The organism is Streptomyces sp. NPDC050548 (assembly GCF_044457385.1).
Lineage (GTDB): Bacteria > Actinomycetota > Actinomycetes > Streptomycetales > Streptomycetaceae > Streptomyces.
In genome coordinates this window covers 98,803-123,848 of record NZ_JBITGV010000011.1, presented here as the reverse complement: position 1 = coordinate 123,848, position 25,046 = coordinate 98,803, and the positions used below count along the sequence as shown (strand labels likewise).

25 protein-coding genes and 1 riboswitch are annotated in these 25,046 nt (G+C 71.0%); of the genes, 13 read left to right on the top strand and 12 right to left on the bottom strand.

All coding sequences use genetic code 11. The features are described from left to right. Positions 1 to 28: 28 nt before the first annotated feature. Together ACIBJH_RS28610 and ACIBJH_RS28605 are read left to right on the top strand one after the other, a co-directional pair. A complete protein-coding gene (locus tag ACIBJH_RS28610) occupies positions 29 to 3,097 on the top strand; it encodes a LuxR C-terminal-related transcriptional regulator (RefSeq protein WP_399119745.1) in 3,069 nt (1,022 codons plus the stop codon). Between the two features lie 30 nt (positions 3,098 to 3,127). Then, positions 3,128 to 3,574, top strand: a complete 447-nt coding sequence (locus tag ACIBJH_RS28605) for an NUDIX domain-containing protein (RefSeq protein WP_399119744.1) — start codon at positions 3,128 to 3,130, stop codon at positions 3,572 to 3,574. Between the two features lie 11 nt (positions 3,575 to 3,585). On the opposite strand, the gene bioD is transcribed toward ACIBJH_RS28605, so the two are convergent. From bioD to bioB, 3 genes are read right to left on the bottom strand one after another with little or no spacing between them, the layout of a single operon-like run. Next, on the bottom strand, positions 3,586 to 4,302 hold the full coding sequence (bioD, locus tag ACIBJH_RS28600; RefSeq protein ID WP_399119743.1) for a dethiobiotin synthase: 717 nt from the start codon (positions 4,300 to 4,302) through the stop codon (positions 3,586 to 3,588). 1 nt (position 4,303) lies between these two features. Next, positions 4,304 to 5,611: an adenosylmethionine--8-amino-7-oxononanoate transaminase gene (locus ACIBJH_RS28595; RefSeq protein WP_399119742.1), complete on the bottom strand. Its 1,308-nt coding sequence runs from the start codon at positions 5,609 to 5,611 to the stop codon at positions 4,304 to 4,306. Then, positions 5,604 to 6,788, bottom strand: a complete 1,185-nt coding sequence (gene bioB / locus ACIBJH_RS28590; protein ID WP_399119741.1) for a biotin synthase BioB — start codon at positions 6,786 to 6,788, stop codon at positions 5,604 to 5,606. The genes ACIBJH_RS28595 and bioB overlap by 8 nt, the downstream gene beginning before the upstream one ends. A gap of 148 nt (positions 6,789 to 6,936) precedes the next feature. Here bioB and ACIBJH_RS28585 point away from each other — a divergent pair, with 148 nt between their 5' ends. Beyond that, complete coding sequence (locus ACIBJH_RS28585; RefSeq protein WP_399119740.1) at positions 6,937 to 8,064, top strand: 8-amino-7-oxononanoate synthase; 1,128 nt, start codon at positions 6,937 to 6,939, stop codon at positions 8,062 to 8,064. Between the two features lie 41 nt (positions 8,065 to 8,105). On the opposite strand, the gene ACIBJH_RS28580 is transcribed toward ACIBJH_RS28585, so the two are convergent. Then, positions 8,106 to 8,330 (bottom strand): DUF397 domain-containing protein, encoded by a 225-nt coding sequence (locus ACIBJH_RS28580; RefSeq protein WP_399119739.1) that lies wholly within the window; start codon positions 8,328 to 8,330, stop codon positions 8,106 to 8,108. A gap of 9 nt (positions 8,331 to 8,339) precedes the next feature. Continuing rightward, a complete protein-coding gene (locus tag ACIBJH_RS28575; RefSeq protein WP_399119738.1) occupies positions 8,340 to 9,209 on the bottom strand; it encodes a helix-turn-helix domain-containing protein in 870 nt (289 codons plus the stop codon). A 212-nt stretch (positions 9,210 to 9,421) separates the two neighbouring features. Here ACIBJH_RS28575 and ACIBJH_RS28570 point away from each other — a divergent pair, with 212 nt between their 5' ends. Then, positions 9,422 to 9,880, top strand: coding sequence for an ATP-binding protein (locus ACIBJH_RS28570; protein ID WP_019070948.1), 459 nt, complete (start codon positions 9,422 to 9,424; stop codon positions 9,878 to 9,880). 83 nt (positions 9,881 to 9,963) lie between these two features. Here the strand turns inward: ACIBJH_RS28570 and ACIBJH_RS28565 are convergent, their stop codons facing one another. The 3 genes from ACIBJH_RS28565 to ACIBJH_RS28555 all read right to left on the bottom strand — a co-directional run bounded on the left by ACIBJH_RS28565 (position 9,964) and on the right by ACIBJH_RS28555 (position 11,912). Further along, a complete protein-coding gene (locus tag ACIBJH_RS28565; protein ID WP_200716611.1) occupies positions 9,964 to 10,437 on the bottom strand; it encodes a C40 family peptidase in 474 nt (157 codons plus the stop codon). Positions 10,438 to 10,440: 3 nt separating this feature from the next. Then, positions 10,441 to 10,622, bottom strand: a riboswitch (cyclic di-AMP (ydaO/yuaA leader). Between the two features lie 338 nt (positions 10,623 to 10,960). Then, positions 10,961 to 11,269, bottom strand: a complete 309-nt coding sequence (locus ACIBJH_RS28560) for a hypothetical protein (protein WP_200716610.1) — start codon at positions 11,267 to 11,269, stop codon at positions 10,961 to 10,963. A 7-nt stretch (positions 11,270 to 11,276) separates the two neighbouring features. Continuing rightward, positions 11,277 to 11,912: an ATP-dependent Clp protease proteolytic subunit gene (locus tag ACIBJH_RS28555; RefSeq protein WP_399119737.1), complete on the bottom strand. Its 636-nt coding sequence runs from the start codon at positions 11,910 to 11,912 to the stop codon at positions 11,277 to 11,279. A gap of 63 nt (positions 11,913 to 11,975) precedes the next feature. Here ACIBJH_RS28555 and ACIBJH_RS28550 point away from each other — a divergent pair, with 63 nt between their 5' ends. The 8 genes from ACIBJH_RS28550 (at position 11,976) to ACIBJH_RS28515 (ending at position 18,945) form a co-directional block, all read left to right on the top strand. After that, positions 11,976 to 12,263 carry a type II toxin-antitoxin system Phd/YefM family antitoxin gene (locus ACIBJH_RS28550; protein WP_019070944.1) on the top strand — a complete coding sequence of 96 codons (288 nt, stop codon included), beginning with the start codon at positions 11,976 to 11,978 and terminating at the stop codon, positions 12,261 to 12,263. 296 nt (positions 12,264 to 12,559) lie between these two features. Beyond that, the gene (locus ACIBJH_RS28545) at positions 12,560 to 12,862 is read left to right on the top strand and encodes an urease subunit gamma (protein WP_028808600.1); all 303 of its coding nucleotides are present in this window, start codon (positions 12,560 to 12,562) and stop codon (positions 12,860 to 12,862) included. Between the two features lie 9 nt (positions 12,863 to 12,871). Further along, on the top strand, positions 12,872 to 13,183 hold the full coding sequence (locus ACIBJH_RS28540) for an urease subunit beta (protein WP_399119736.1): 312 nt from the start codon (positions 12,872 to 12,874) through the stop codon (positions 13,181 to 13,183). Further along, positions 13,176 to 14,897 carry an urease subunit alpha gene (locus ACIBJH_RS28535; protein WP_399119735.1) on the top strand — a complete coding sequence of 574 codons (1,722 nt, stop codon included), beginning with the start codon at positions 13,176 to 13,178 and terminating at the stop codon, positions 14,895 to 14,897. The genes ACIBJH_RS28540 and ACIBJH_RS28535 overlap by 8 nt, the downstream gene beginning before the upstream one ends. Further along, a complete protein-coding gene (locus ACIBJH_RS28530; RefSeq protein ID WP_399119734.1) occupies positions 14,897 to 15,571 on the top strand; it encodes an urease accessory protein UreF in 675 nt (224 codons plus the stop codon). Before ACIBJH_RS28535 ends, ACIBJH_RS28530 begins: the two co-directional genes overlap by 1 nt. Positions 15,572 to 15,770: 199 nt before the next feature. After that, complete coding sequence (ureG, locus tag ACIBJH_RS28525) at positions 15,771 to 16,448, top strand: urease accessory protein UreG (RefSeq protein ID WP_399119732.1); 678 nt, start codon at positions 15,771 to 15,773, stop codon at positions 16,446 to 16,448. Further along, on the top strand, positions 16,436 to 17,203 hold the full coding sequence (locus tag ACIBJH_RS28520; protein ID WP_399119731.1) for an urease accessory protein UreD: 768 nt from the start codon (positions 16,436 to 16,438) through the stop codon (positions 17,201 to 17,203). The genes ureG and ACIBJH_RS28520 overlap by 13 nt, the downstream gene beginning before the upstream one ends. Positions 17,204 to 17,337: 134 nt before the next feature. Beyond that, a complete protein-coding gene (locus tag ACIBJH_RS28515) occupies positions 17,338 to 18,945 on the top strand; it encodes an alpha/beta hydrolase (protein ID WP_399119730.1) in 1,608 nt (535 codons plus the stop codon). Between the two features lie 78 nt (positions 18,946 to 19,023). Here the strand turns inward: ACIBJH_RS28515 and ACIBJH_RS28510 are convergent, their stop codons facing one another. The 4 genes from ACIBJH_RS28510 to ACIBJH_RS28495 all read right to left on the bottom strand — a co-directional run bounded on the left by ACIBJH_RS28510 (position 19,024) and on the right by ACIBJH_RS28495 (position 24,474). Then, positions 19,024 to 19,743, bottom strand: a complete 720-nt coding sequence (locus ACIBJH_RS28510; RefSeq protein WP_399119729.1) for a lysophospholipid acyltransferase family protein — start codon at positions 19,741 to 19,743, stop codon at positions 19,024 to 19,026. 203 nt (positions 19,744 to 19,946) lie between these two features. Then, positions 19,947 to 21,824, bottom strand: coding sequence for a phospholipase C (locus tag ACIBJH_RS28505; RefSeq protein WP_399119728.1), 1,878 nt, complete (start codon positions 21,822 to 21,824; stop codon positions 19,947 to 19,949). A gap of 173 nt (positions 21,825 to 21,997) precedes the next feature. Further along, the gene (gene efeB / locus ACIBJH_RS28500; protein WP_399119727.1) at positions 21,998 to 23,215 is read right to left on the bottom strand and encodes an iron uptake transporter deferrochelatase/peroxidase subunit; all 1,218 of its coding nucleotides are present in this window, start codon (positions 23,213 to 23,215) and stop codon (positions 21,998 to 22,000) included. Next, on the bottom strand, positions 23,212 to 24,474 hold the full coding sequence (locus ACIBJH_RS28495; RefSeq protein ID WP_399119726.1) for an EfeM/EfeO family lipoprotein: 1,263 nt from the start codon (positions 24,472 to 24,474) through the stop codon (positions 23,212 to 23,214). The genes efeB and ACIBJH_RS28495 overlap by 4 nt, the downstream gene beginning before the upstream one ends. Before the next feature lie 272 nt (positions 24,475 to 24,746). On the opposite strand from ACIBJH_RS28495, the gene ACIBJH_RS28490 reads away from it, so the two are divergent. Next, positions 24,747 to 25,025, top strand: a complete 279-nt coding sequence (locus ACIBJH_RS28490; protein WP_399119901.1) for a hypothetical protein — start codon at positions 24,747 to 24,749, stop codon at positions 25,023 to 25,025. The last annotated feature ends 21 nt before the right edge of the window (positions 25,026 to 25,046 follow it).

The window sequence follows — 25,046 nt, the reverse complement described above, 5'->3', positions numbered from 1 at the left end:
CAGTAACGTCAGTTGTGTGGTGACACCAGTGAACCCCCCACCTCTGGACCGCACTTGGCCACCGTCGCGCACCGACGGGTGGCGAACCCCCGATCCCGCGCTCCCCGAGGGTGTCCGCATCCGACTGCTCCGCGCGGCCTACGGCGACCCCCGCGCCGCCACCGAACTCCGCTCGCGCCTGACCCCACGCCAGGCCGCCGGCCTCGACCCCCTCCCCACCGAACCGGCATCCCTGGCACCGGAGTTGCTCAGCCGGCACCGCCGGGAGATCCGTACCCTGCCCGACGACACCCGCCTGCTCCTCCTGCTCGCCGCCGCCGACCAGTACCCGGTCCCCACTCACGCCTTCCTGCGCGCCGTCGCGGCGGGCCGGCTCGACACCCGGCCCCTCGAAGCCGCCGAGACGGCAGGGGTCGCGCAGGCGACGGCGGGCGGGGTCGTGTTCCGCGACGCGTGGACGAGGATCGCCGCGTACGAGACCGGGTCCCCGGCGGACCGACGGGACGTCCACCGGCTGCTGGCGCGGGTGTTGCGCGCGGAGGACGAGACACCCCGACGCTCCTGGCACCGGGGGGCGGGCGCGCTCGGCCCCAGCGTGCGGCTCACGGCGGAACTCCGCACGGCGGCGGGCAAGGCACGGGCGGCGGGCGAACACGCCCTCGCCTGCGCCCTGGTGGAACGCGCCGCCGCCCTCTCCCGCGACCCCCGCGAACAGTCCCGCCTCCTCAACCGCGCCGCCGGCGACGCCTGGCAGTCCGGCGAGGGCGACCGCGCCCGAAGACTCGCCGCCGCGACGGACAGCGACGCGTTGAACGGGGTCTTCGCGCTGCGGGCCGGCAACGCGGCGGAGGCGTTCGACGCGCTGCTGATCGCGGTGGCGCGACGGGGGGATGAAGGATCGGTGGCGGGGCCAGGGGGCGAGTCGTCTGTGGTGCGGCGAGGAGGTGACGGGGCGGTGGTGCGCCGAGCGGGCGAGGGGCCGGTGGTGCGGCGAGCCGCCGAGGAGCCTGCGGCGCGACCAGGGGCCGAGGCGCCTTTGGCCCGACGGGAGGCCGAGGAGCCTTTGGCCGGAGGCCACTTGAGTGAGGCGCCGGGAACGACGATGCCGCGAGCGGAAGCGTCTTGGACGGCGGCGACTGCCCGGGCGGGTGCGATTGGAACGGCGATTCCCGGAGTGGGTGCGTCTGGATCGGCGGCTCCCGGAGTGGGTGCGCCTGAAACGGGGACTCCCCGGGCGGGTGCGCCTGGAACGGCGACTCCCAGGGTGGAGGCGTCTGGAGCGGCGACTGCCCGGGCGGGTGCGATTGGAACGGCGATTCCCGGAGTGGGTGTGTCTGGAGTGGCGGCTCCCGGAGTGGGTGTGCCTGAAACGGGGACTCCCCGGGCGGGTGCGCCTGGAACGGCGACTCCCAGGGTGGAGGCGTCTGGAGCGGCGACTGCCCGGGCGGGTGCGATTGGAACGGCGGCTCCCGGAGTGGGTGTGTCTGGATCGGCGGCTCCCCGGGCGGGTGCGCCCGGAAGCGCGACTCCCGGAGTGGGTGCGTCTGGAATGACGACTCCCGGGGCGGGTGTGCCTGAAACGGGCGCTCTCCGGGCCGGTGCGCTCGGAAGGGCGACTCCCCGGGTGGAGGCGTCTGGAGCGGCGGCTTCCCGGGCGGGTGTGCCTGGAGCGGCGGCTTCCCGAGTGGACGCGCCCGGAACGGCAGCACCCCGAACGGCCGAGTCGCCGGCGGCGACGGCACTCCGCCGCACCGACACCCCCCACGTCACCGCCGCACCCCGAACTCCCGCCGCCGACCACGCGGTTCACCTCCTCGCCCGGGCCACCGAGGCCGCCGTCTACACCGGGGACCTGAGACGCTGCCGGGAGGCGGCTGCCGTCGCCTCCCGGCTCGGGATCGTGCCGCACGGGACGCTCGGGGGACTGGCCGCCGCCTTCGAGGGGCGCTACGAGGACGCGCGGGACCTGCTGAAAGCCGCCGCCGGGCGATGCGGTCCCGGCGGCGACCCCACCCTCCTCGTCCACGCCGGGATCGCCGCCCTGATGCTCGGCGACCACACCCGCGCCACCACCGCCACCGTGCGGGCGGCGGCCTCGGCCCGGGCGCACGGTGCGACGGTGATCGTGCCGCAGGCGATGGAGTTCCGGGCCTACGCCGAGTTCTGGACCGGTCACCCGCGAGCCGCCGAGACGGCCACGGCGGACGCCCTGTGGCAGGCCCACGCCACCGGCCAGGACAACGGCGCCTGCCATCTGCAAGCGGCCCTCGCCATGTTCGCGGCGCTCACCGGCGAGGCGGACCTGTGTCGGGAACGCGCCGCCGCCGCCCGCTCGTACGCCCTCGGCCGCGGCCTGGGACTGCCCGCCGCGCTCGCCCAGTGGGCGCTCGCCTACCTCGACCTCAGCAGCGGACGGTTCGCCGCCGCCGCGGCCCGGCTGCGCGCGCTGGCCGGATTCGGCCCGGGCCACGGCCACCGGGCGATACGGCACCTCGCCACCCCGCACTACGTCGAGGCCGCCGCCCGCAGCGGCGACACCCGGATCGCCCGTGCCGCGCACGCCGACTACGACCGCTGGGCACGTGCCGTACTCAGCCCCGACGACCTTGCGCTGAGCGCCCGTTGCCGGGCCCTGCTCGCCCCCGGCGCCGAAGCCGTCGACCACTACCGCACCGCCCTCGACCTGCACGCGCACGGCACCCGCGACTTCGAACGGGCCCGCACCGAGCTGCTGTTCGGCGGCGCGCTGCGCCGACTGCGCCGCCGTACCGAGGCCCGCGACCGGCTGCACACCTCGCTGGAGGCCTTCGAGTCCTTCGGCGCCCCACACTGCGCCGCCCAGGCGCGGGCCGAACTCCGCGCCCTCGGCACACCGGTGGGCGCGACCGCCGTCCCCACACCTGCCGGCCGCCTGACCGCCCAGCAACTGATGGTCGCCCGCATGGCCGCCGACGGCGCCACCAACCGCGAGATCGCCGTCCGCCTCGCCCTCAGCCCCCGCACGATCGACCACCATCTGCGCGGTGTCTTCAGCCGGTTGGGCATCCGCTCACGGATCGAGCTGGTCCGGCTGCTGGCGGAAGGGGAGGCATCCTGAAGCCCCCGGCACTTCCCTTACGCTGCGGGCATGCGGGAGTTGACGTTGCGCGTCCGGGTGGCTGCCTATGTGCTGCGCCGGCGCGCGGGACGGCCGGTGGAACTGCTCGTCTTCGACCACGACGCGGATCTGCCGCCCGGCACGCACGTCCCGGCGGGAGGCGTGGCGCCCAAGGAGCCGCTGGAAGAGGCGGTGTTGCGCGAAGTCGCGGAGGAATGCGGGCTGACCTGCGTGCGCGTACTGCGCCCGATCGCCGAGGAGCACACCCCGCACCCGATTCGCCGCTTCCCACGCCACACCACCTTCTTTCAACTGGAGGTGGACGGCGACGCGGAGGTCCCGGACGCGTGGGACCACCAGGTGACGGGCACGGGCCGCGACAACGGCATGACCTTCCACTGCCGTTTCGAACCGCTGCCCCTGGCTTTCCCCTTGGCGGACGGTCAGGACGCGTGGCTGGACCGGCTGGAGGCCTGAACGCCGTCCGGTTACGGTGCCTCGCGTACCCCGAACTCCGCCGCGTCCCACGTCCCGTCGAGCCGCGGCGCCAGCCAACTCGGCGCCGCCGCACGGAAGTCGGCAGGTGCGAGAACCCCCGCCCCCTCCGGCAGCGCGCCCAGCAGCGGAGCCCCGGAAACCTCCGGCAGATCGGCCACATTGCAACGCGACGCAAGATCAGGGCTGTTGGGCCAGCTGCCGATCACCACGCCCAGCAAGTCGAGCCGCTGGGAACGGAGTTCACGGGCCGTCAGTTCCGTCGTGTTCAAGGTGCCAAGACCCGCCGAGGCCACCACCAGGACCGGTGCTCCCAGCAGCCGTGCCACGTCCGCCAGCGTGCCGCCCTCCGCGTCGAACCGGACGAGCAGCCCGCCCGCGCCCTCGACCAGCACCAGATCGTGCTCGGTGGCCAACTTCTGGGCGGCTTCGGCCACTTCCCGCGGGTGGACCGGAGTCATACCGGCCCTGCGTGCCGCCGTGCCGGGGGCCAACGGCTCGGGGTAGCGGGCGAGTTCGGCCGCCGTGACGGTGCCCGCGAGCCGCGCGACCTCGTCGGCGTCCCCGCGCTCCTCCGGCCGTAGACCCGTCTGGGCGGGCTTGAGGACGGCCACTGTGCGGCCGGCGGCGAGCGCCGTGGCGGCCACCGCGGCTGTGGTGATCGTCTTTCCGACCTCCGTGCCCGTGCCCGTGATCACCAGTACCGGCATCTCATCCCTCCCGCGCCGCCGCGCACACCGCGCGGGCGATCCGTGCCAGGTCGGTGTCGTTCGTGACGTACGGCGGCATCGTGTAGACGAGGTCGCGGAACGGCCGCAGCCACACGCCCTCGCGTACGGCCGCGTCCGCGGCGGCCTTCATGTCGACGTCGTGGTCGAGCTGGACCACGCCGATGGCGCCGAGGACGCGGACGTCCCGGACGCCGGGGATGCGCGAGGCCGGGGCCAGGCCCTCGCGCAGACCCGCCTCGATGCGCTTGACCTCCGTCAACCAGTCCTGGTTCAGGAGGAGTTCGACCGACGCGCAGGCCACGGCCGCCGCCAGCGGGTTGCCCATGAAGGTCGGGCCGTGGGCCAGGACCGGCACCTCGCCCCGCGAGATGCCGTCCGCCACGCGTGACGTGCACAGCGTCGCCGCCATCGTCATGTAGCCGCCGGTCAGCGCCTTGCCCACGCACATCACGTCCGGCGTCACCGCCGCGTGCTCCGCCGCGAACAGCGCGCCCGTACGGCCGAAACCCGTCGCGATCTCGTCGAACACCAGCAGCACGTCGTGCGCGTCGCACGCCTCGCGCAGCACCCGCAGATACGCGGGGGAGTGGAACCGCATCCCGCCCGCGCCCTGCACCACCGGCTCCACGATCACCGCGGCCAGTTCGTGCGCGTGCCGCTCGATCAGCTCGTGGAGGTGCGTGGCGTAGGACTCGTCGTACTCGGTCGGAGGCGCGTCCGCGAAGACCTGTCGGGGCAGCACCCCTGCCCACAGCTCGTGCATCCCGCCCTCGGGGTCGCACACCGACATCGGCTGCCAGGTGTCGCCGTGGTAGCCGCCGCGCCAGGTCAGCAGGCGCTGTTTCGCGGGGCGTCCCAGCGAGCGCCAGTACTGGAGGCACATCTTCACCGCTACCTCGACCGACACCGAGCCCGAGTCGGCGAGAAAGACGTGCTCCAGGCCCTGGGGAGACATGTCGACAAGGAGCTTCGCCAGGCGTACGGCGGGCTCGTGCGTGAGCCCGCCGAACATCACGTGGCTCATCCGGCCGAGCTGTTCGCGCGCGGCCTCGTTGAGCACGGGGTGGTTGTAGCCGTGGATCGCCGACCACCAGGACGACATGCCGTCGACCAGTTCGCCCGATCCGTCCGCCAGTCGGAGCCGGACCCCGCTCGCCGATTCCACGACGAGCGGTTCGACCCGGCCGGGCATCGGACCGTACGGATGCCAGACGTGCCGCCGGTCCAGTTCCAGCAGCTCGGCGACGGGCAGAGCGGGCAGAGCGGGCAGGACGGTCGGGTCAGGCATTGGGCGCGAGATCCGTTCCGGCACCTCGGCGGCGGACGGAGACCAGGTCCCGGCGGACCTCGTCGACCTGCGGCGCGGGCGTCGCAGCGGGGGCCGAGCCGCAGACCCCGGCGCCCTCGTGCGAGTCGCAGCCCCCGCAGGCTTCCTCATGGGACCCGCAGCCGCCCGCAGTCGCCCGGTGCTGCGGCAGCGTCACCTCGCCCGCGCCCTCCACCTCGAAGCCCGCGTCCGCGATCATCTCCAGGTCGGCGTGGCCGGCCTGGCCCTCGGACGTCAGGTAGTCGCCGAGGAAGATCGAGTTGGCGAGGTTCAGGGCGAGGGGCTGCATCGTGCGCAGGTGGACCTCACGGCCGCCCGCGATGCGTACCTCGACGTCCGGGCAGACGAACCGCACCATCGCGAGGATGCGCAGACACCGCTGCGGGGTGAGGTGCCACTCGGCCGCGAGCGGGGTGCCCTCCATCGGGATCAGGAAGTTCACCGGCACCGAGTCCGGGTCCAGGTCGCGGAGCGAGAAGACGACGTCCACCAGGTCCTCGTCGCTCTCGCCCATGCCGGCGATCAGGCCGGAGCAGGCGGACAGCCCGGCCGCGTGCGCCTTCTGCACGGTGTCGACGCGGTCGGCGTAGGTGTGGGTTGTCGTGATGTCGCCGTACGTCGACTCGGACGTGTTGAGGTTGTGGTTGTAGGCGTCCGCGCCCGCCTCGCGCAGCCGGTCGGCCTGGCCGTCGGAGAGCAGGCCGAGGCAGGCGCACACCTCGACGCCCTCGTTCTGGTCCTTGATCGCCTTGATGGTGCCCGCGACCCGGTCCACGTCCCGGTCGGTCGGGCCCCGGCCGGAGGCCACCAGGCAGACCCGCTTGGCGCCACCCGCCACACCGGCCGCCGCGGCCTTCGAGGCGTCGTCGGGTTTCAGCCATGTGTACTTCAGGATGTCGGCCTTGGAGCCGAGCCGCTGCGAGCAGTACGAGCAGTCCTCGGGGCACAGGCCGGACTTCAGGTTGACGAGATAGTTGAGCTTCACCCGTCGGCCGAACCAGTGCCGGCGCACCTTTCCGGCCGCGGCCACGACGTCCAGCAGGTCGTCGTCGGAGGTGGCGAGGACGGCGAGTGCCTCGGCGCGGGTCGGCAGCTCGCGCCGAAGCCCCTTGTCCACGAGCGTGTTCAGGAGGTCCATGAGTCCCGATCCTGTCCTACGGGACCGCCCTCGGCCAAGGAGAGATTGGACAAGACATGGGGTCGACGGTGTGGGTATCACCACACCATGGGCGGCTGGTCGTCCGATTAGTGTCTGTGCACTGCCTACAAAAGCCCCCGGAGGAACCATGGCGTTCGGCTGGATCGACGACCAGGCGGAGCTGCGCCGCCGCGCCGGGCTCGTACGGACCCTGCGCCCGCGTCCCGCCGACTCGCCGCTCCTCGATCTCGCGAGCAACGACTACCTGGGCCTGGCCCACCATCCCGAGGTCGTCGAGGGGGCCGCGGCGGCGGCGCGGACCTGGGGCGGCGGATCCACCGGGTCGCGGCTCGTCACCGGTACGACCGAACTGCACGTCCAACTGGAGCGCGAGCTGGCCGAGTTCACCGGGTTCGAGGCCGCCCTCGTCTTCTCCTCCGGCTACGCGGCCAACCTCGCCGCGGTCACCACGCTCGCGCCGCACGGCTCGCTGATCGTCTCCGACGCGGGCAACCACGCCTCGCTGATCGACGGCTGCCGGCTGGCCCGGGGCGCCACCCAGGTCGTAGGACACGCGGATCCGGACGGGGTGCGGAAGGCGCTGCGGACGCACGACGGGCAGGCTGTGGTCGTGTCCGACTCGGTGTTCTCCGTGGACGGGGACGCGGCTCCGGTGGGAGCGCTCGCCGAGGCGAGCCGGGAGTTCGGGGCGGGGCTGCTGCTCGACGACGCGCACGGGCTCGGGGTGCTGGGCGAGGGCGGGCGCGGGGCGCCGTACGCGGCGGGGCTCGCGGGGGCCGAGGACGTGGTCGTGACCGTCACCCTGTCCAAGTCGCTGGGCAGTCAGGGCGGGGCCGTGCTCGGGCCGGCCCGGGTGATCGACCATCTGGTCAACGCGGCGCGGACCTTCATCTTCGACACCGGGCTGGCGCCTGCGGCGGCGGGCGCGGCGCTGGCGGCGCTCACCCTGCTGCGGCGCGAGCCCGAGCGGGCGGCCAGGGCGCGCGCCGTGGCGAGTGAGCTGCACACACGGTTCACCGCCGCGGGTCTGGAAGCGGTACGTCCGGACGCCGCGGTGGTGTCGGTGCGGGCACCGTCCCCGGAGGCGGCCGTGCGATGGGCGGCCGACTGCCGTACGGCAGGGCTGGCCGTGGGCTGCTTCCGTCCTCCTTCCGTGCCCGACGGCATCTCACGGCTCAGGCTGACCGCCCGAGCGGACCTCTCCGGGGCCGAGATCGAACGCGCTGTACGTGTGATCGGCGAAACGCGACCATGAGTCGGCGTGACACGGTCGTGCGTCGCTGACGGGGGAACCGATCAGTGGAAGGCGCCGAGGAATCCCGTCCAGCTCTCGGGGGAGAAGAGCAGAGCGGGTCCCTGCGGGTCCTTGGAGTCGCGTACGGCGAGCAGCCCCGCGCGGGGGCCGGAGTGCGGACGAGCCGCCTCGACGCAGTTGTTGGCTCCCGTGCTGTGGCTGCTGCGCAGCCACCGCACTCCGGACAGATCAGTACTGGAAGGTACGTTCCGAGGCAGTGCAGACATGGTGCCTCCTTACGAGCCGTCACCTATCCCGGCGATGTAGTCCAACGAGTCCTCGGGTGAAAGGGCGTGGAACTGAAGGGTGTTGAAGGCCTCGCTGTAGGCCTCTAGGTCTTCTTTCCGTTCGAGGTAGAGGCTACTCGTCAAGTGGTCTAGAACAACCACGTCCAGATCAGAAGTGCTCGGAAAGGAGAAGATAACGAAAGGCCCGGTGATACCGATGTGTGCTCCTGCGGCGAACGGCAAGACCTGAAGCCGGACTTGGGGCAGCTGCGCCGCCTCGACGAGCCGCTCCAGCTGCCGTGCCATCACACCCGGCCCGCCGACCTCCCGGCGTACCACCGCCTCGTCGAGGACCACGCTCAGTTCCAGCGGCGGATCCGCCCGCAGGATGTCCTGCCGGGCCAGCCTGACCTGCACCAGCGCGTCGAGCCGCTCCGGCCCGTCGTTGTCGAGGCCTCCCACGGCGGCCCGGGTCACCGCCCGGGCGTACTCGGGTGTCTGCAGCAGCCCGGGGACCACCGAGGTCTCCAGGGTGCGGATCGTACTGGCCTGTGACTCCAGGCTGATGAAGTCCCGGTAGGCGGGCGGCAGTACACCGCGATACGCGTGCCACCAGTGATGCCGGCCGCCTCCGTCGTCCGAGCCCGCCAACACGAGCAGCATGTCCCGGAGTTGTGCGTCGCCGACCTCGTAGGCGTCCAGGAGTAACCGGACGTCGGGCGGTTTCACGCCACTCGCGCCGGTCTCGATGCGGCTCACCTTCGACTGGTGCCAGCCGACCAGCCGGGCCGCCTCGCCGCTGGTGAGCCCCGCCTCCGCACGCAACGCGCGGAGTTCGGCGCCCAGTTTCCGGCGGCGCACCGCGGGACCGTACTGCATGGGTTTCTCCTTACTCCTTCCGAGCCGCCCAAATAGAGTCTGGGTTCGCAGAGTTCACCGCTTTGAGCGACAGATATATGCATATCTTGGTGGATCGGCACCGTTGGCGACGCGGTAATGGCAGTCTGGCGAAGAAGCACCAGTCCGGGACCGTACTCGAACCATCCGCTCCGTGTCGGACACCGGTCCCGCGGGAAAGGGACGACCGCGCCATGGCAGACCATCTGGAAGCATCCGTCACTCTGCCGAGCGATCCCGCCTCGGTCTCCACCGCCCGCTCCTACGTGGTCGGGACCCTCGTGGAATGGGGACTGCCGGCGGACACGGAGGTCGCCGACACCATCCGCCTCATCGTCTCCGAACTCGCCACCAACGCCGTACAGCACACCTTCGGACAGTCACCCACCTTCACGGTGGACATCGAGCTGGAGCGTGACGAACAGCTGCGCATCGGAGTCACCGACAGCCATCCCCGCTTCCCCAAACGCCTGCCGGCCGCCGTCCAGCAGGACAACGGCCGGGGCATGGTCATCATCCGCTGGCTGACCGCGGAGTGCGGCGGCAAACTCCGGGTCCGGCCCACCCTGGAGGGCGGCAAGACGGTCTCCATCGAGGTGCCCTGGACGGTACCGGCCCGACCGGTGACCGCGGCGGGCCAACAGGAGCCGTAGAGCGGTGTGTTGAGCGATTCCGGTACACCCGAGGGGTGGCGGTCCGTCAGGAGACCGCCACCCCTCGGGGTATTCAGCGCAGGTCAGCTGACCCGGCCGTACCAGACGCTCTTGGTCCAGATCTTCTGCAACCGCACCACGTCCCCGGTCTTCGGGGCGTGCCAGATCTTTCCCCCGCCGGCGTAGATGCCGACGTGGTAGACGCTGGAGCCCGAGTGGAAGAAGACGAGGTCCCCGGCCTTGCGGCTGCCGGCCGAGATGTGGTGGGTCTTGTTGTACTGCTGGGCCGCCGTACGGGGCAGCTTCTTGCCTGCCTTCTTGTACGAGTACAACGTGAGCCCGGAGCAGTCGAAGCGGCCCGGTCCGGTGGCCCCGTACCTGTACGGGGCGCCCTTCTTGGACGCCGCGACCTGGAGTGCCTTCGTCGCGGGTGTCGCGGCCGCGGCGTCGGATGCGACGCCCGGTATCACGACGGAACCGCCTACGGCGGCGATGGCGAAGGCCGAAGCCGTACCGGCCCGGACCATCAGCGACGGGACACGATTGAGCGCAGTCATGCGCAACCCTTCGTCAGCCGCCTGTGAAGGATGACCTGTCGGATTCGGGCTGGCGAAGTTGCCCGGCCGCACACTCGCGGCTTCACCCCAAGGGCTGCTCGACCCGGTCATGGCGTGACCGTCCCGGCGACCCGTCGTGCCTGGGTCCTCCACTCCTGCCGATGCAATCCTGTCGACCTGTCATCCGGGCGGCGGCAGGACTCGGCGTCCGCCCGGATCGCCCCGCCGCTGCGGCGGGGTCTTGTCGTCAGACAGGGATCTTCACCTATGAATGTCCGAAAAGCCCAACGGAATCGGGGATTTGTGGGGTTACTCACCACTCACCCGTTCGGCTGAACGCGTCGGTGTTCGAAGGCGTGTCGAGAGCGAGTGACCCCCGGACCAGCACCGGAACACCTCACCCGCCCCTCGGGCTACGCGTGTTGCGCAACCCGGACGGCCGCATGGGCGGAGCGGCGACTACACCGATCGGGGGTACACCGTTCGGCCCGTTTCGACACCGGCCGTCACGACTCCGGGTCCGTCAACTGTCGGAGGGCGCGGGGATCGTGACGCGAGCAGTACGGCGCTCCCCGTCCAGCACGCGCAGCGCCCGCGCGAGCGTGGGAGCGTGCAGCTCGGTCTCGCCCCGCTGGTGCATCAGCGCCAGCGCGTCCCGCAGTTCGGTGGCCTTGGCCACCAGTGCCTGGGCGGCCCGCAGTCCACGGTACGTGTCCCCGTGGTGCGCCGGGTTGATACGACCCAGCAGGTCGGCCACATCCAGATAACGGTCGATCAACTCGCCCTCGGCACGCGTCAGTGCGGGCAGCGGCGGCAGCTCCGGCGGCAGCATCGTGGGCTCACTCCCCGCCGTACTCGGTGAGCGAGGTCTTGCGGGTCGACACGATCCGGTCCACCAGGCCGTATTCCAGGGCCTGTTGGGCGTCCATGATCCGGTCCCGCTCGATGTCCTGGCTCACCCGCTCCACCGTCCGGCCCGTGTGCAGGGCGAGCACGGCCTCCAGTTGGGACCGCGTGCGCGCCAACTCCTCGGCCTGGATGGCGAGATCACTCGCCTGACCCTGGACCGGCTCGGGCAGCGAGGGCTGGCGGAGTACCACCCGCGCGCCCGGCAGCGCCGACCGCTTGCCCGGCGAGCCCGCCGCCAGCAGCACCGCCGCGCTGGTGCCGGCCTGGCCGAGGCAGATCGTCTCCACGTCACAGGTGACGAACCGCAGCGTGTCGTAGATCGCCGACATCGCGGTGAACGAGCCACCGGGCGAGTTGATGTACAGCGAGATGTCCCGGTCCGGCGCCAGGTACTCCAGGTGCATGAACTGGGCCATCACATCGTTCGCCGAGATGTCGTCGATCGGCGTCCCGAGGAAGACGATCCGCTCCTCCAGCAGCTTCGAGTACGGGTCCGTCGTCCGGTGCCCGGAGCTGGTGCGCTCCGTGAATTCGGGCAGGACATGGCGGGCGAACGGTCGGGTCATGGGTACCCCTCCTTCGGCATCTGTAAGAAATGTACAGGACGTACATGACGTTATGATGGGGGTATGGCCTACGAGATTCCGGTGACGCAAGCCAGGGCTGAGCTCGCCGACCTGATCAACCGGGTGGTGTACGGCGGTGAGCGCGTCGTCGTGACACGGCACGGCAAGCCCCTCGTCGCGCTGGTCTCCGCCGCCGACCTGGAACGACTCGACGAACTCGACAAGCTGGACGCGAACGCCGACGAACAGGTGATCAGTGCCGTCTCGCACGTCCGCGAGGTCGCGTCCGCTCCCCGCGAACACCAGCGCTTCGGCATCGCGGCCGAGCACCGGGGGCCGAACCCCTCCTAGGTGACCGGTCGAGGAGGGGCTCTACGGGCGTAGATCTGATTGTCCTGATCACAGCTCGGTTAACTTGCTTGAAACTCGGTCCAACTAGCCTGCCGATCCATGCCACCAGGGATTTTTCCCCGGGGGCTGAGCGGGTCCGGTGAAGTCCGCTGCGGTTCGGCAGTGCCCCGAAGGGGCGCGGGGAACTGCGCGACCAGCCACGACGGGCCTTCGGACGACGTCCCGCACTCCGAGCGGAGCGTTCAAGCGGCAGCCGGACCCCGCACGGTCCGGAGCGAGGACTGTGAGGTGGGAGCGTGCAACTGACCCCGCACGAGCAAGAGAGGCTGCTGATCCATGTGGCGGCCGACGTGGCCGAGAAGCGCCGGGCCCGTGGACTGAGGCTCAACCACCCCGAGGCGGTCGCCCTCATCACGTCGCACATCCTCGAAGGCGCCCGTGACGGCCGTACCGTCGCCGAGCTGATGTCCTCCGGGCGCAAGCTGCTCACCAGGGACGACGTCATGGAGGGCATCCCCGAGATGATCCACGACGTGCAGGTCGAGGCGACCTTCCCGGACGGCACCAAGCTCGTCACCGTCCACGACCCGATCGTGTAGGAGGCCTCGATGATTCCCGGCGAGATCCTGTTCGCGGACGACCCGATCGTCTACAACGCGGGCCGCGAGGTCACACGGATGACCGTCCTCAACGCCGCCGACCGGCCCGTCCAGGTCGGCTCCCACTACCACTTCGCCGAGGCCAACCCCGGCCTTGAGTTCGATCGCGCCGCCGCGCGCGGCAAGCGGCTCAACGTCGCCGCCGGCACGGCCGTACGCTTCGAGCCGGGGATCCCCGTCGATGTCGAACTCGTCCGGCTGGCCGGCGCCCGTGTGGTGCCCGGACTGCGCGGGGAGACCGGAGGTGCCCTCGATGCCTGAGATCTCCCGCGCCGCGTACGCGGACCTGTTCGGGCCGACCACCGGCGACCGCATCCGGCTCGCCGACACCGATCTGCTGATCGAGATCGAGGAGGACCGCAGCGGCGGTCCCGGACTCGCCGGTGACGAGGCCGTGTTCGGCGGCGGCAAGGTCATCCGCGAGTCGATGGGCCAGGCACGTGCTACGCGCGCAGAAGGCACCCCCGACACCGTCATCACCGGCGCCGTCATCGTCGACCACTGGGGCATCGTCAAGGCCGACGTCGGCATCCGCGACGGCCGGATCACCGGCATCGGCAAGGCCGGCAACCCCGACACCATGGACGGCATCCACCCCGACCTGGTGATCGGCCCCGAGACCGAGGTCATCGCGGGCAACGGCCGCATCCTCACGGCCGGTGCCGTCGACGCGCACGTCCACTTCATCTGCCCCCAGATCGCCGACGAGGCGCTCTCCGCCGGGGTCACCACGGTGGTCGGCGGCGGCACCGGCCCTGCCGAGGGCTCCAAGGCGACCACGGTCACCCCCGGCCCCTGGCATCTGGCCCGGATGATGGCGGCGATGGAGCAGTACCCGCTCAACATCGGCTTCCTCGGCAAGGGCAACACCGTCTCGCACGACGCGATGCTGTCCCAGATCCGTGGGGGAGCGCTGGGACTGAAGCTGCACGAGGACTGGGGCTCGACGCCCGCCGTCATCGACGCCTCGCTCACCGTCGCCGACCGTACGGGCATCCAAGTCGCCATCCACACCGACACGTTGAACGAGGCCGGGTTCGTCGGCGACACCCTCGCCGCCATCGCCGGACGCGGCATCCACGCGTACCACACCGAGGGTGCGGGCGGCGGGCACGCGCCGGACATCATGACCGTGGTCTCCGAGCCGCACGTACTGCCCAGCTCCACCAACCCGACCCGGCCCTACACCGTCAACACCGCCGAGGAACACCTCGACATGCTGATGGTCTGCCACCACCTCAACCCGGCCGTCCCCGAGGACCTGGCCTTCGCCGAGTCCCGCATCCGCCCCTCGACGATCGGCGCGGAGGACATCCTCCACGACCTCGGCGCCATCTCGATCATCTCCTCGGACGCGCAGGCGATGGGGCGGGTCGGTGAGGTCATCATGCGGACCTGGCAGACGGCCCATGTGATGAAGGGGCGGCGGGGCGCGCTGCCGGGTGACGGACGCGCGGACAACCATCGGGTACGGCGCTATGTCGCCAAGTACACGATCAACCCCGCCCTCGCACAGGGCCTCGCCCGCGAGATCGGCTCCGTCGAGAGCGGCAAGCTCGCCGACCTCGTGCTGTGGGAACCGGCGTTCTTCGGCGTCAAGCCGCACCTCGTCATCAAGGGCGGGCAGATCGCCTACGCGCAGATGGGCGACGCCAACGCGTCCATCCCGACCCCGCAACCGATCCTCCCGCGCCCGATGTTCGGGGCGATCGGACGGGCCCCGGCCGCCAACTCCTTCAACTTCGTGGCCCAGTTGGCGATCGACGACGGGCTGCCCGAACGGCTCGACCTCGGCAAGAAGTTCGTGGCCATCGAGTCCACACGTGGGGTGACCAAGGCGGACATGCGGGAGAACGACGCCCGGCCGCGCGTCCAGGTCGACCCCGACAGCTTCGCCGTGCACATCGACGGGGAGCTGGTCGAGGCGACTCCGGCCGCCGAACTGCCCATGGCCCAGCGGTACTTCCTCTTCTGATGTCCAGGGGAGCGTTGTTGGTCCTCGCCGACGGGCGCTTTCCCGCCGGTGGGCACGCGCACTCCGGTGGGGCGGAAGCCGCCGTCAAGGCCGGGCGGGTCACCGGGGCGGCGAGCCTCGGCGACTTCTGCCGGGGGCGGCTGTACACGGCCGGGGTCGTGTCCGCCTCGCTGGCGGCTGCGGCCGTACTCGGCGTCGATCCCGTGGAGTTGGACGCGGCTGCCGACGCGCGGACGCCGTCGCCCGCGTTGCGGACCGCTGCGCGGAAGCTCGGGCGGCAGTTGATGCGGGCCGCGCGGGCGACCTGGCCGTCCGCCGAACTCGACGCGCTGGCGCGGGAGTTCCCGAAGGGCGCGCATCAGCCGGTCGTGCTGGGGCTGGTCGCTCGGGCGGCCGGGCTCGGGGCGGAGGACGCGGCGTACTGCGCGGCCTACGAGAGTGTGAGTGGGCCCGCGTCCGCGACGGTGCGGTTGCTGAGTCTCGATCCGTTCGACGCTACGGCCGTGCTGGCGCGGTTGGCGCCGGAGTTGGACCTTGTCGTCGATCGGGCGGTGGAGGCGGCCGGGCGTGTGGTCGACCGCGGTGTCGATGAACTGCCTTGTGCGTCTGCGCCGTTGCTGGAGATCGGGGCGGAGGCGCATGCCGCTTGGGCTGTTCGGTTGTTCGCGTCGTAGGGGGGGTTTCTCGCCCCCGCCGCCCCTACCCGTCCCGTCACCAGGGGCTCTGCCCCTTCGACCCCGCCAGGGGGCTCCGCCCCCTGGACCCCCGGTCGGCCTGGACGGCCTCGTCCTCAAACGCCGGACGGGCTGGATGGCGCCGGCCCGCGTTACAAGACCCCGTAAAGCCCCGCAGGAAACCAGAAGGAGCCGCCCCATGCACCTCGACCACACCCACGACGGCCCCGCCGCCGTCAGTGCCGACGCTCACCGGCCCGACGGGAACCGGCGTGCTCTGCGTATCGGGCTCGGCGGTCCCGTCGGCTCCGGTAAGACCGCCACCGTCGCCGCGCTCTGCCGGGCCCTGCGCGACGAACTCTCCCTCGCCGTCGTCACCAACGACATCTACACCCGCGAGGACGCCGAATTCCTGCTCCGGGAGGCCGTGTTGCCACCCGAGCGGATCACCGCCGTGGAGACGGGGGCCTGTCCGCACACCGCGATCCGGGACGACATCTCCGCCAACCTCGAAGCCGTGGAAGACCTGGAGGACGAGGTCGGGCCGCTGGATCTCATCCTCGTCGAGTCCGGTGGGGACAATCTCACCGCGACCTTCTCCAAGGGGCTCGTCGACGCGCAGATCTTCGTGATCGACGTCGCCGGCGGGGACGACATCCCGCGCAAGGGCGGGCCCGGGGTCACGACCGCCGATCTGCTGGTCGTCAACAAGACCGACCTCGCGCCGTACGTGGGGTCCGATCTCGGGCGGATGGCCGCCGACGCGAAGGCTCAGCGGGCCGAACTGCCCGTTGTCTTCCAGTCGTTGCGGACCGAGGCGGGGGTCGGCGATGTCGCCCGCTGGGTGCGGCGGCAACTCGCCGCGTGGGCGGCGTGATCGCGACCGGTGTTCGGGCCACCGCGCGGATCGTGGCCCGGGAAGACGGACGCGGCGGCACCGCGCTGCCCGTGCTGGAGGGCGATGGGCCGCTCGCGCTGCGCCGGATCCGCGCCACCGGTTCCGAGGCCCGGGTCATGCTCGTCGGGGCGATGAGCGGGCCGTTGGGAGGGGATCACTTCGGCGTCGAGGCCGGGGTCGAGAGGGGGGCCAGACTGCGGGTCGGGTCGGCCGCCGCCACCATCGCGCTGCCGGGGCAGGCGAAAGGGGAGTCGCGGTACGACGTACGGCTCAGGGTCGACGAGGACGGTGAACTGCACTGGCTGCCCGAGCAGTTGATCTCCGTGTGCGGCAGCGATCTGCGGGTCACCACGCGGGTCGACCTCGCCGCCTCCGCCCGGCTGGTGCTGCGCGAGGAGCAGGTGCTCGGGCGGGCCGGTGAGGAGCCCGGGCGGCTCACCAGCCGCCTCACGCTGCGGATCGGCGGACGGACCGTGCTGGACCAGGAGTTGGCCTGCGGTCCCGGAGCGCCGGGCGGCTGGGACGGGCCCGCCGTCCTCGCGGGACATCGCGCGGTGGGCCAACTCGTCGTCGTACGGCCGGAGTTCACCCAGGAGCCGCCTGTGGCGCGGATGCTGGGGGAGTGTGCTGCGCTGGCGCCGTTGGCCGGGCCGGCCGTGCTGGTGACGGCTGTCGCGGCCGACGGGCTGCGGCTGCGGCGGGTGCTGGACGAGGCGCTGGTGGCGCTGGGATGAGTATCCGCTGAGCGGTACGTGAGTTTCCGCTTATCGGATTGGTAAAGAAGGTCAACAGCCCCTGTCCTCAGACGCCTCACAGCCGGGAGGATCCCCCGAGACCATTTCGCAACTATGTACGGGGAGGGGACCACTTGAGGTTCATCAGACCGAGGAGCCGCGTCACGGCGTTCGGCTCGGCCGGGTTCGCCGCGGCGGCTCTGATAGCCGGCGCCGTGGCGGCGCCCACGGCCAACGCGCAGACCAACCAGGCGGCGAGCCATGGACAGGACAGCGCGGCCAAGGGTGCCGCGCTCGCCGCCGCCCGTGCCGCGAAGGCCGGGATCGACTGGCAGGACTGTCCCACGAGCTGGGGCTTCGCGAAGCCGGTCCAGTGCGGCTGGGTGACCGTGCCGATCGACTACACCAAGCCCAACGGCAAGAAGATCAAGCTCGCCGTCGACCGCGCGGTCAGCACCGGCACCGCGGCGGAGCGCCAGGGCGCGCTGGTCTACAACCCCGGCGGTCCCGGCGCCTCCGGCATGCGCTTCCCGCTCCGGGTCACCACGAAGAACCCGCTGTGGGTCAACACGTCCAAGGCGTACGACTTCGTGGGCTTCGACCCGCGCGGTGTCGGCCACTCGGCGCCCATCTCCTGCATCGACCCGCAGGAGTTCGTGAAGGCGCCCAAGGCGGACCCGGTACCGGACTCCACGGCCGACAAGAACGCGCAGCGCAAGCTGGCCCGTGAGTACGCGGACGGCTGCGCCGAGCGCACCGGCCGCACCATGCTCGCGCAGATGACCACGCCGAACACCGCGCGCGACCTGGACGTCATCCGCGCCGCCCTCGGCGAGAAGAAGCTTAACTACCTGGGCGTCTCCTACGGCACCTACCTCGGCGCCGTCTACGGCACCCTGTTCCCGTCGCACGTCCGCCGGATGATCGTCGACAGCGTCGTCAACCCGGCGCGCGACAACATCTGGTACGAGGCGAACCTCGGCCAGGACGTCGCCTTCGAGGGCCGCTGGAAGGACTGGGAGGACTGGGTCGCGAAGAACGACGCGGCCTTCCACCTCGGCACCACCCGCGACGCCGTCCAGGCGAAGTGGCTGCAGCTGCGCGCCACCGCCAAGAAGAGCCCGCTCGGCGGGGTCGTCGGTCCGGCCGAACTGCTCGGCTTCTTCCAGGGCGCCCCGTACTACGACTCCTCGTGGGTGCCGGTCGCCACCGCGTTCAGCAAGTACTTCGCCGGTGACCCCCAGCCGCTGATCGACGCGGCCTCGCCCGACATGTCGGACACCGCGGGCAACATCACCTCGGAGAACGGCAACGCCGTCTACACGGCCGTCGAGTGCACCGACGCCAAGTGGCCCACCAGCTGGGCGAAGTGGGACAAGGACAACACGGCGCTCAACAAGAAGTACCCGTTCCTGACCTGGGCCAACGCCTGGATGAACCTGCCGTGCGCCACCTGGCCCGTCAAGCAGCAGTCCCCGGTCGAGGTCAAGACCGGCAAGGGTCTGCCGCCGGTTCTCATCGTGCAGTCGCAGCGTGACGCCGCGACGCCGTACGAGGGCGCCGTCGTCCTGCACCAGCGCTTCAAGGGCTCCCGCCTGATCACCGAGAAGGACGCGGGCTCCCACGGTGTGACCGGTCTGGTCAACCCGTGCATCAACTCCCGTGTGGACACCTACCTGTTGACCGGGAAGCTGGACGCCGCCGACGTGACGTGCACCCCGCACGCGACGCCGGTGCCGTAACGAGCAGCAGTCGTACATGACTCGGGGCGGCCGGTTCTCAACCGGCCGCCCCGAGTCATGTCTTCCGCGTACAGACCCTCAACTCAGCGGCAGGCGCGGGAACTTGCGTTCCTTCGCGGCAGCCGCCTGTTCGGCCTTGGCGACAGCCGCGTACTGGTCGACGTACTCCTGCTCGGAGAGCTTCAGGATCGCGTACATGATCTCGTCGGTGATGGCGCGCAGGATCGCCTTCTCGTTCTCCATGCCGGCGTAGCGGGAGAAGTCGAGGGGCTTGCCGAAGCGGATGGCCACCGGGTGGATGTTCGGGATGACCTTGCCGGGAGGCTGGGCCTCGAAGGTGCCGATCATCGCGCAGGGGATGACGGGAACCTGAGCCTTCAGGGCCATCACCGCGACGCCGACCTTGCCCTTGTAGAGGCGGCCGTCGTGGGAGCGGGTGCCCTCCGGGTAGATGCCGAGCAGCTCGCCCTTGCTCAGGACGCCGAGGCCCTCGCGAATCGCCGCCTGGCCCGCCTCCTTGCCGGAGCGGTCGACCGGGATCTGGCCCGCGCTGCGGAAGAAGGTCGCCGTCAGACGGCCCCTGATGCCGGGGCCGGTGAAGTACTCGGCCTTGGCGAGGAAGGTGATCCGGCGCTTGAGGACCGCGGGCATCAGGAAGTGGTCCGAGAAGGAGAGATGGTTGCCGGCGACGATCGCCGGGCCCGTCTCCGGTATGTGCTCAAGGCCCTCGATACGGGGCCGGAAGACGAGTCTGAGCAAGGGACCCAGAATGACGTATTTCAGGAGGTAGTAGAACAAGGGGGGTCGCTCCTCACTCCGGCGGGTCGGCTCGACCGATCTGTTCTCGCAGGTCACCCGGCATCTCGTGGCTGCCAGTGTAGAGGCACGCGCCCTCGCGTGGAACCGGTCGCGATCAGCCCGCCGCCGACACGGCCGAGGGCGGCGAGAAGGACCTCCTCGCCGCCCTCGGGACGGAACAACTACCCCCGGTCCGCCGGGAGTCACACGGACGCGGTGCGCGCCCTGCGGCGGTACAGCGCGAACGCGGTCGTCGCGCCCGCGGCGGTGACGAGCCCCGCGCCGATCGCGATCGCGGGCGTGTCGGAGGCGGCCTGGCTGGCGGCGACGTTCTGCGCCTTCAGGTCCTGGACGTACGCCGGGTACGGGGCCGTGGTGGCCGTCGACGAGGTCTGGGAGTAGTGCGGGATCCGCTTGACCGACTGCACGGAGCCGTTCGTGTTCAGCAGCACCTGCTTGTCGTTCGGGTGCTTGAAGTCGAACATGCCGCCCAGGGTGCCCGCCCGCTGGTCGAAGGACGCGTCACCGATCCGGCCGGTGTGCCAGTTGTCCTCGATGAACTGGGTGATCGACGCCTGCTCGGTGGGCGTGTGGTCGATCTTGTTGACCTTGCTGTACGGCGAGATGACCAGCAGCGGCTGCCGGGTGCCGGGGCCGCAGCGGTCCGCGTAGCCGCCCTTCGCCGCCGGACCGGACTGGCAGGCCGGGCTGTCGGTGGCCTTGCCGTTGGAGCCGACGGTGGAGTCCGTGGAGCCGTTGAGCACCTTGGAGGTGACGTGGTCGTACCAGCCGTCGGAGTCGTCGTAGGCGATCACGACCGCCGTGGACTTCCACTCCGGCGACTTCTGGATCGCGTTGATCTCCTTGATCAGGAAGTTCTGCTCGTCGGCCGGGTCCGAGTAGCCGGCGTGGCCGTCCTGGTACTCGGCCGCCTTCAGGAAGCTCACCGCGGGAAGGTTGTTCGCCTTCAGCGCCGCGTCGAAGTCCGTCAGGTCGTAGTTGTGGTTCGCCCGGCCGTTGTGGCCGATCTCGGCGACCGACTTCGGCGCCAGGTGGTGCGGGTTGGACGTCGACTTGTAGTACTCGAACGGCGAGTGGTGCGGGCTGTAGTCCTCGGAGGCCGCGCCGCCCACGTTGGTGTGCGTGGTGCCCGCGCACTTGGCGTAGTCGCCGCTCTTGCCGTCCCACGCGGTGCTCGGCCGGAAGCCGCCCTGGAACCAGCCCCAGGTCACACCCTTGTTGTTGAGCAGGTCACCGATGTTCTTGCCCTGCATCTCGGCGAGCGCGCTGGTCGAGGTGTGGTCCTTGTCCGAGCAGTCGTCGTAGGCCGGGTCGGGGTCGTTGACGACCGTGCCGACGCCCTTGGCGTTCGGGGAGACCACGGCGTACGAGTCCGGGGTCGTCGTCTGCTTCGGGTTCTCGGTGCCGGAGGCCGGGTCGACCGAGATCACGCCGTGCGTCTGGCCGGAGACCAGGTTCAGGGCGCCGGGTGTGGAGGGGCCGAAGTTCGAGCTGAAGGAGTGGTCGTTCAGCGCGAACTGCTGGGCGTAGTTCCACAGGCCCGTGACGGTGTTGCCGTCGTAGTAGTCCATCACCAGACCGGGTTCACCGAACAGGCCGGTGCACTTGTTGACCTCGGTGTTCTCGACGTACTTGTCGGCCTTGCCGCCGTCGGCCGCGTACTGCTCGGGGCCGTAGGAGTGGTTCTGGTCGCAGGTCATGGCCTGCGAACTGCTCAGCCGCTTGGGCGTGTACAGGTTCGGGTTCGTGGTCAGCAGCCCGGCGTTGAGCAGGTTGTCGGCCTTCGGTGTGTGCGCCGCGGCCTTGAACTTCGTGCCGTCCATGTTGGCGGCCTGCGGGTAGGTGGCGAAGTAGTGGTCGAACGAGATGTTCTCGTCGTAGAGCACCACCACATGCTTGATCGGGGTGGCCGTGCGGTTGCTGCCGGAGGGCTGGTGGCCGCCGGAGTTCGCCGCCGCCGGGACGACCCCGCCCGCCGTGGCCAGCGCCGCCGCGCCGAGCAGGGCGCCCACGCGGGTCAGGCCCCGCCGCGCGCCTGGAATTCTTCCTGTGCCGATCATGCTGTCTCGCCTTCCGGGAGCACTGTTCTCGCTGCCACGCCACCCAAGGCCGTGACGCCTACGGCCGTAGCCTCGGCAATGGTGACGGCGGGGCGGGGGAGCGGCAATGACGCGAGAGCGAACGCCCGGTCAGGAATTCCTCATGGTCTGTTGGCCTGTTCTTGACCCCGCTCTCAGGTCAGCAGGGTTCGGCCCAGCCAGTCGGCGCTGTCGCGTACCCCGGGCAGCGCGAAGAAGTAGCCCCCGCCGTACGGCGAGACGTAGTCGACCAGCGGTTCACCGGCCAGGCGCTTCTGCACGGTTTCGAACTGCCGGGCCAGGTCCTGCTGGTAGCAGCAGAACAGCAGCCCCATGTCGAGGTTGCCGTTGCTGTCCATGCCCCGGTCGTAGTTGTAGCCCCGGCGCAGGATGCGCTGGTCGGCGCTCTGTGTGGTGCGCGGGTTGGCGAGCCGGATGTGGCTGTCGAGCGGGATCACATCGCCCTGCGGGTCCTGCGCGAAGTTCGGTGTGTCCTTCTCGTGCCGTCCGTCCAGCGGGGCGCCGGTGTCCCGGGCGCGGCCGAACATCCGCTCCTGCTCGGTGAGGGAGACCCGGTCCCAGAACTCGACCAACATCCTGATCAGGCGCACGACTTGATAGCTGCCGCCGGTCGTCCACGCCGGTTCGCCGCTGTCGGCCCCCACCCACACGAGGTCGTTCATCGCACGGGCGTCGGTCACCTCAGGGTTGGCGATGCCGTCCTTGAAACCGAGGTGGTTGCGCGGGGTGCCCGAGGGGCGCGGCGGGCTGATGAAACCGTCCGTCCGCCAGCGCACCTGCATGCCCCCACGCGTGTGCCGGGTGACATCGCGCAGGGCGTGCAGCACGGTGTCGGAGGTGTCGGCGCAGAACTGCACGCTCAGATCACCGTGGCACCAGTCGGCGTTGAGATCGTCGTCGGGGAAGGCGGGCATCGCGGTCAGCCGGCGGGGCACGCGCTTGGCGAGCCCGTAGCGGTCGTCGAAGAGCGAGGCGCCGACGCCGACCGTGACACTCAGCCGGTCGGCAGGGAGGTCCGGGCCCAGGGTGCCGGAGTCGGCGGGCGGCGCGGTGATGCCCAGGTCCTCCGGGCTGCCGCCGGAGGTCAGGAAACGCGCCCGGTTGGTCAACGTCCGCAGCAGGTCGGCGAGTTCGGCGCGGTTCTCGGCGGTCGTGTCGAAGGAGACGAAGGCTGTCGCGCGTTGCGCGGGGGTGATGATGCCCGCCTGGTGGAGCCCGTGGAAGGGCACGCGCGCGGCCGTATCAGCAGCGGCCGACGCCGTACCCCGGTCGGCGGCCACCAGGCCCGCACCGGCCACGGCCGCCGCACTCGCCAGGAATCCCCGGCGGCCCACCTCGTATCCGTGCTTCACGCGGTCCTCCGTACATCCGTGAGGGCGGCCACATCGGCCAGCCGCTCCACCAGTCCGCCGAGGTCGGAGTCGACCTTCTCCCTTTGCGGACGGGTCAGTTGAGCCAACGGCGTCCACTTCCCGGAGTGGTCGAAGCCGTCCAGGGTGTGCTGGGCCCGGTCCATCCAGTCGCCGAGTTCGGTGTAGCCCGCGTCCCGGGTCTTCAGCAGCGGGCGCAGATATCCGAGCAGTACGCGGGTGCCGTCGAGGTTGGCGCGGGCGGTGGCCAGGTTGGTGCCGCTGCCGTAGTCGGTGCGGCCGGTCAGCTCGAACTGCACGGTGTTCTCCAGGATTTCGTGCGCGCGCAGACCGGTGTCGGCCGGATCCATCCGCTGACTGGGCCAGATGCTCTCCAACGCGTGGACGTCCTTGGCGAGTTGATCGGCGGGACCGCGCAACTCGCTCGCCGACTCGCCGTGCCACAGCCCGTACTCGACCCGGTGGAACCCGGCGAACCCGGCGTCGCGCACTCCGCCGTTCAGCCCGGCCGTGGTGCCGTTGATCGCCCCGTCGGAGTCACCGAACGTGCCGTAGGCGGCGCCCATTCGCTCGTAGACGAGATGCGCGGGCAGCCAGGCCTTGCGGGCCGCGGCGAGATCGCCACGATCGACGGCGGCCCTCAACACGTCGGTCTTCTGGGCCAGTTCGACGGTCCGGCCCTGGATCCACTTCTGGTAGGCGAGCGTCGGCGGGATCAATTCCTGCTGGGTGATCGGCACGGCCGCCGGTCCGCTCTTCACCTTCGAGCCGGTGATCCGCACGGTGGGCCCGGTCACGGCGTCGGCGTCGTCGGGCAGACACTTGAAGGCGTACGAACCGTTCCCCAGGGTCACCCCGAGCGGCCGTACCGTCCCCGGCGCCAGCCCCTCGACCTCGCCGTAGACCGCGCCGGTCGTCGGGTCGGTCAGATAGACCTCGGCCGCCGTGCTCGACGTGTTGTGCAGTTCGAAGACCTGGTGTCCGGCCTGCGGATGCGTCCACCCGCTCCCGCAGCCGGAGGTCGCGACCTCGACGGTGGTGTGCGGCAGCCCGTCGGCGGCGGCAGCGGCCTTGCCTCCCGAGCCGGAGCCACGGGCGGCCAGCACACCGGCCGCCACGGCCGCCACGGCGACGAGGGCACCGGCGGCGAGCAGGAAGGTACGGCGATGTCCGGCGGCGGGAGCGGGCTCCGTCCGGCCGGGCTCTGCTTCGGCTTCGGCGCCGCGCGCGGTTCCGGGCACGCCGGGCCTCCAGGGGGAGTCGTACGAAAGGTAGCGGTACCAGCGATCTTATGAGGGCGCCACGGCCCCCACCGCGCCCCTTGACCCTGTCCTGACCGGAGGGCGGGCGAGAATTCGCCCGGGGTTCACCCGACTGTCCACGAGCACCACGGTCCGCCGTACGGCCGCATACGGTGCGCTACGGCCGCCTCACCCAGGTCGGGAACAACCCGGGCCCGTTCCGCGCTGCTCCTGGTACCTCGCCGGGTATTCAGAGAAGGGTCGTGGACGAGATGATTCGGTCAGGGCAGGAGCCGCTCCCGCCGTCGGGTGAAGCGCCGTTGGTGACCACCTGCGGTCGGCAGGTCGCGGTGAAGCGGCTGCTGCTGGCGCTCCCCGAGCGGCCGATCACCCGGGTCACCCTCGACGTGGGCCCGGTCGTGCGCGGCGAGCCCGGACTCTGGGCCTCGCTGACGGTGGCCGAGGCCCGCGACCTGGCCCGCCGTCTCCTGGCGCAGGCCGCCCTGGCGGACGCCGGTGGTTCGGCGGAGCGGTCCGCGGTGGACAACTAGCCGATTCTGTGGGGGAGTCGG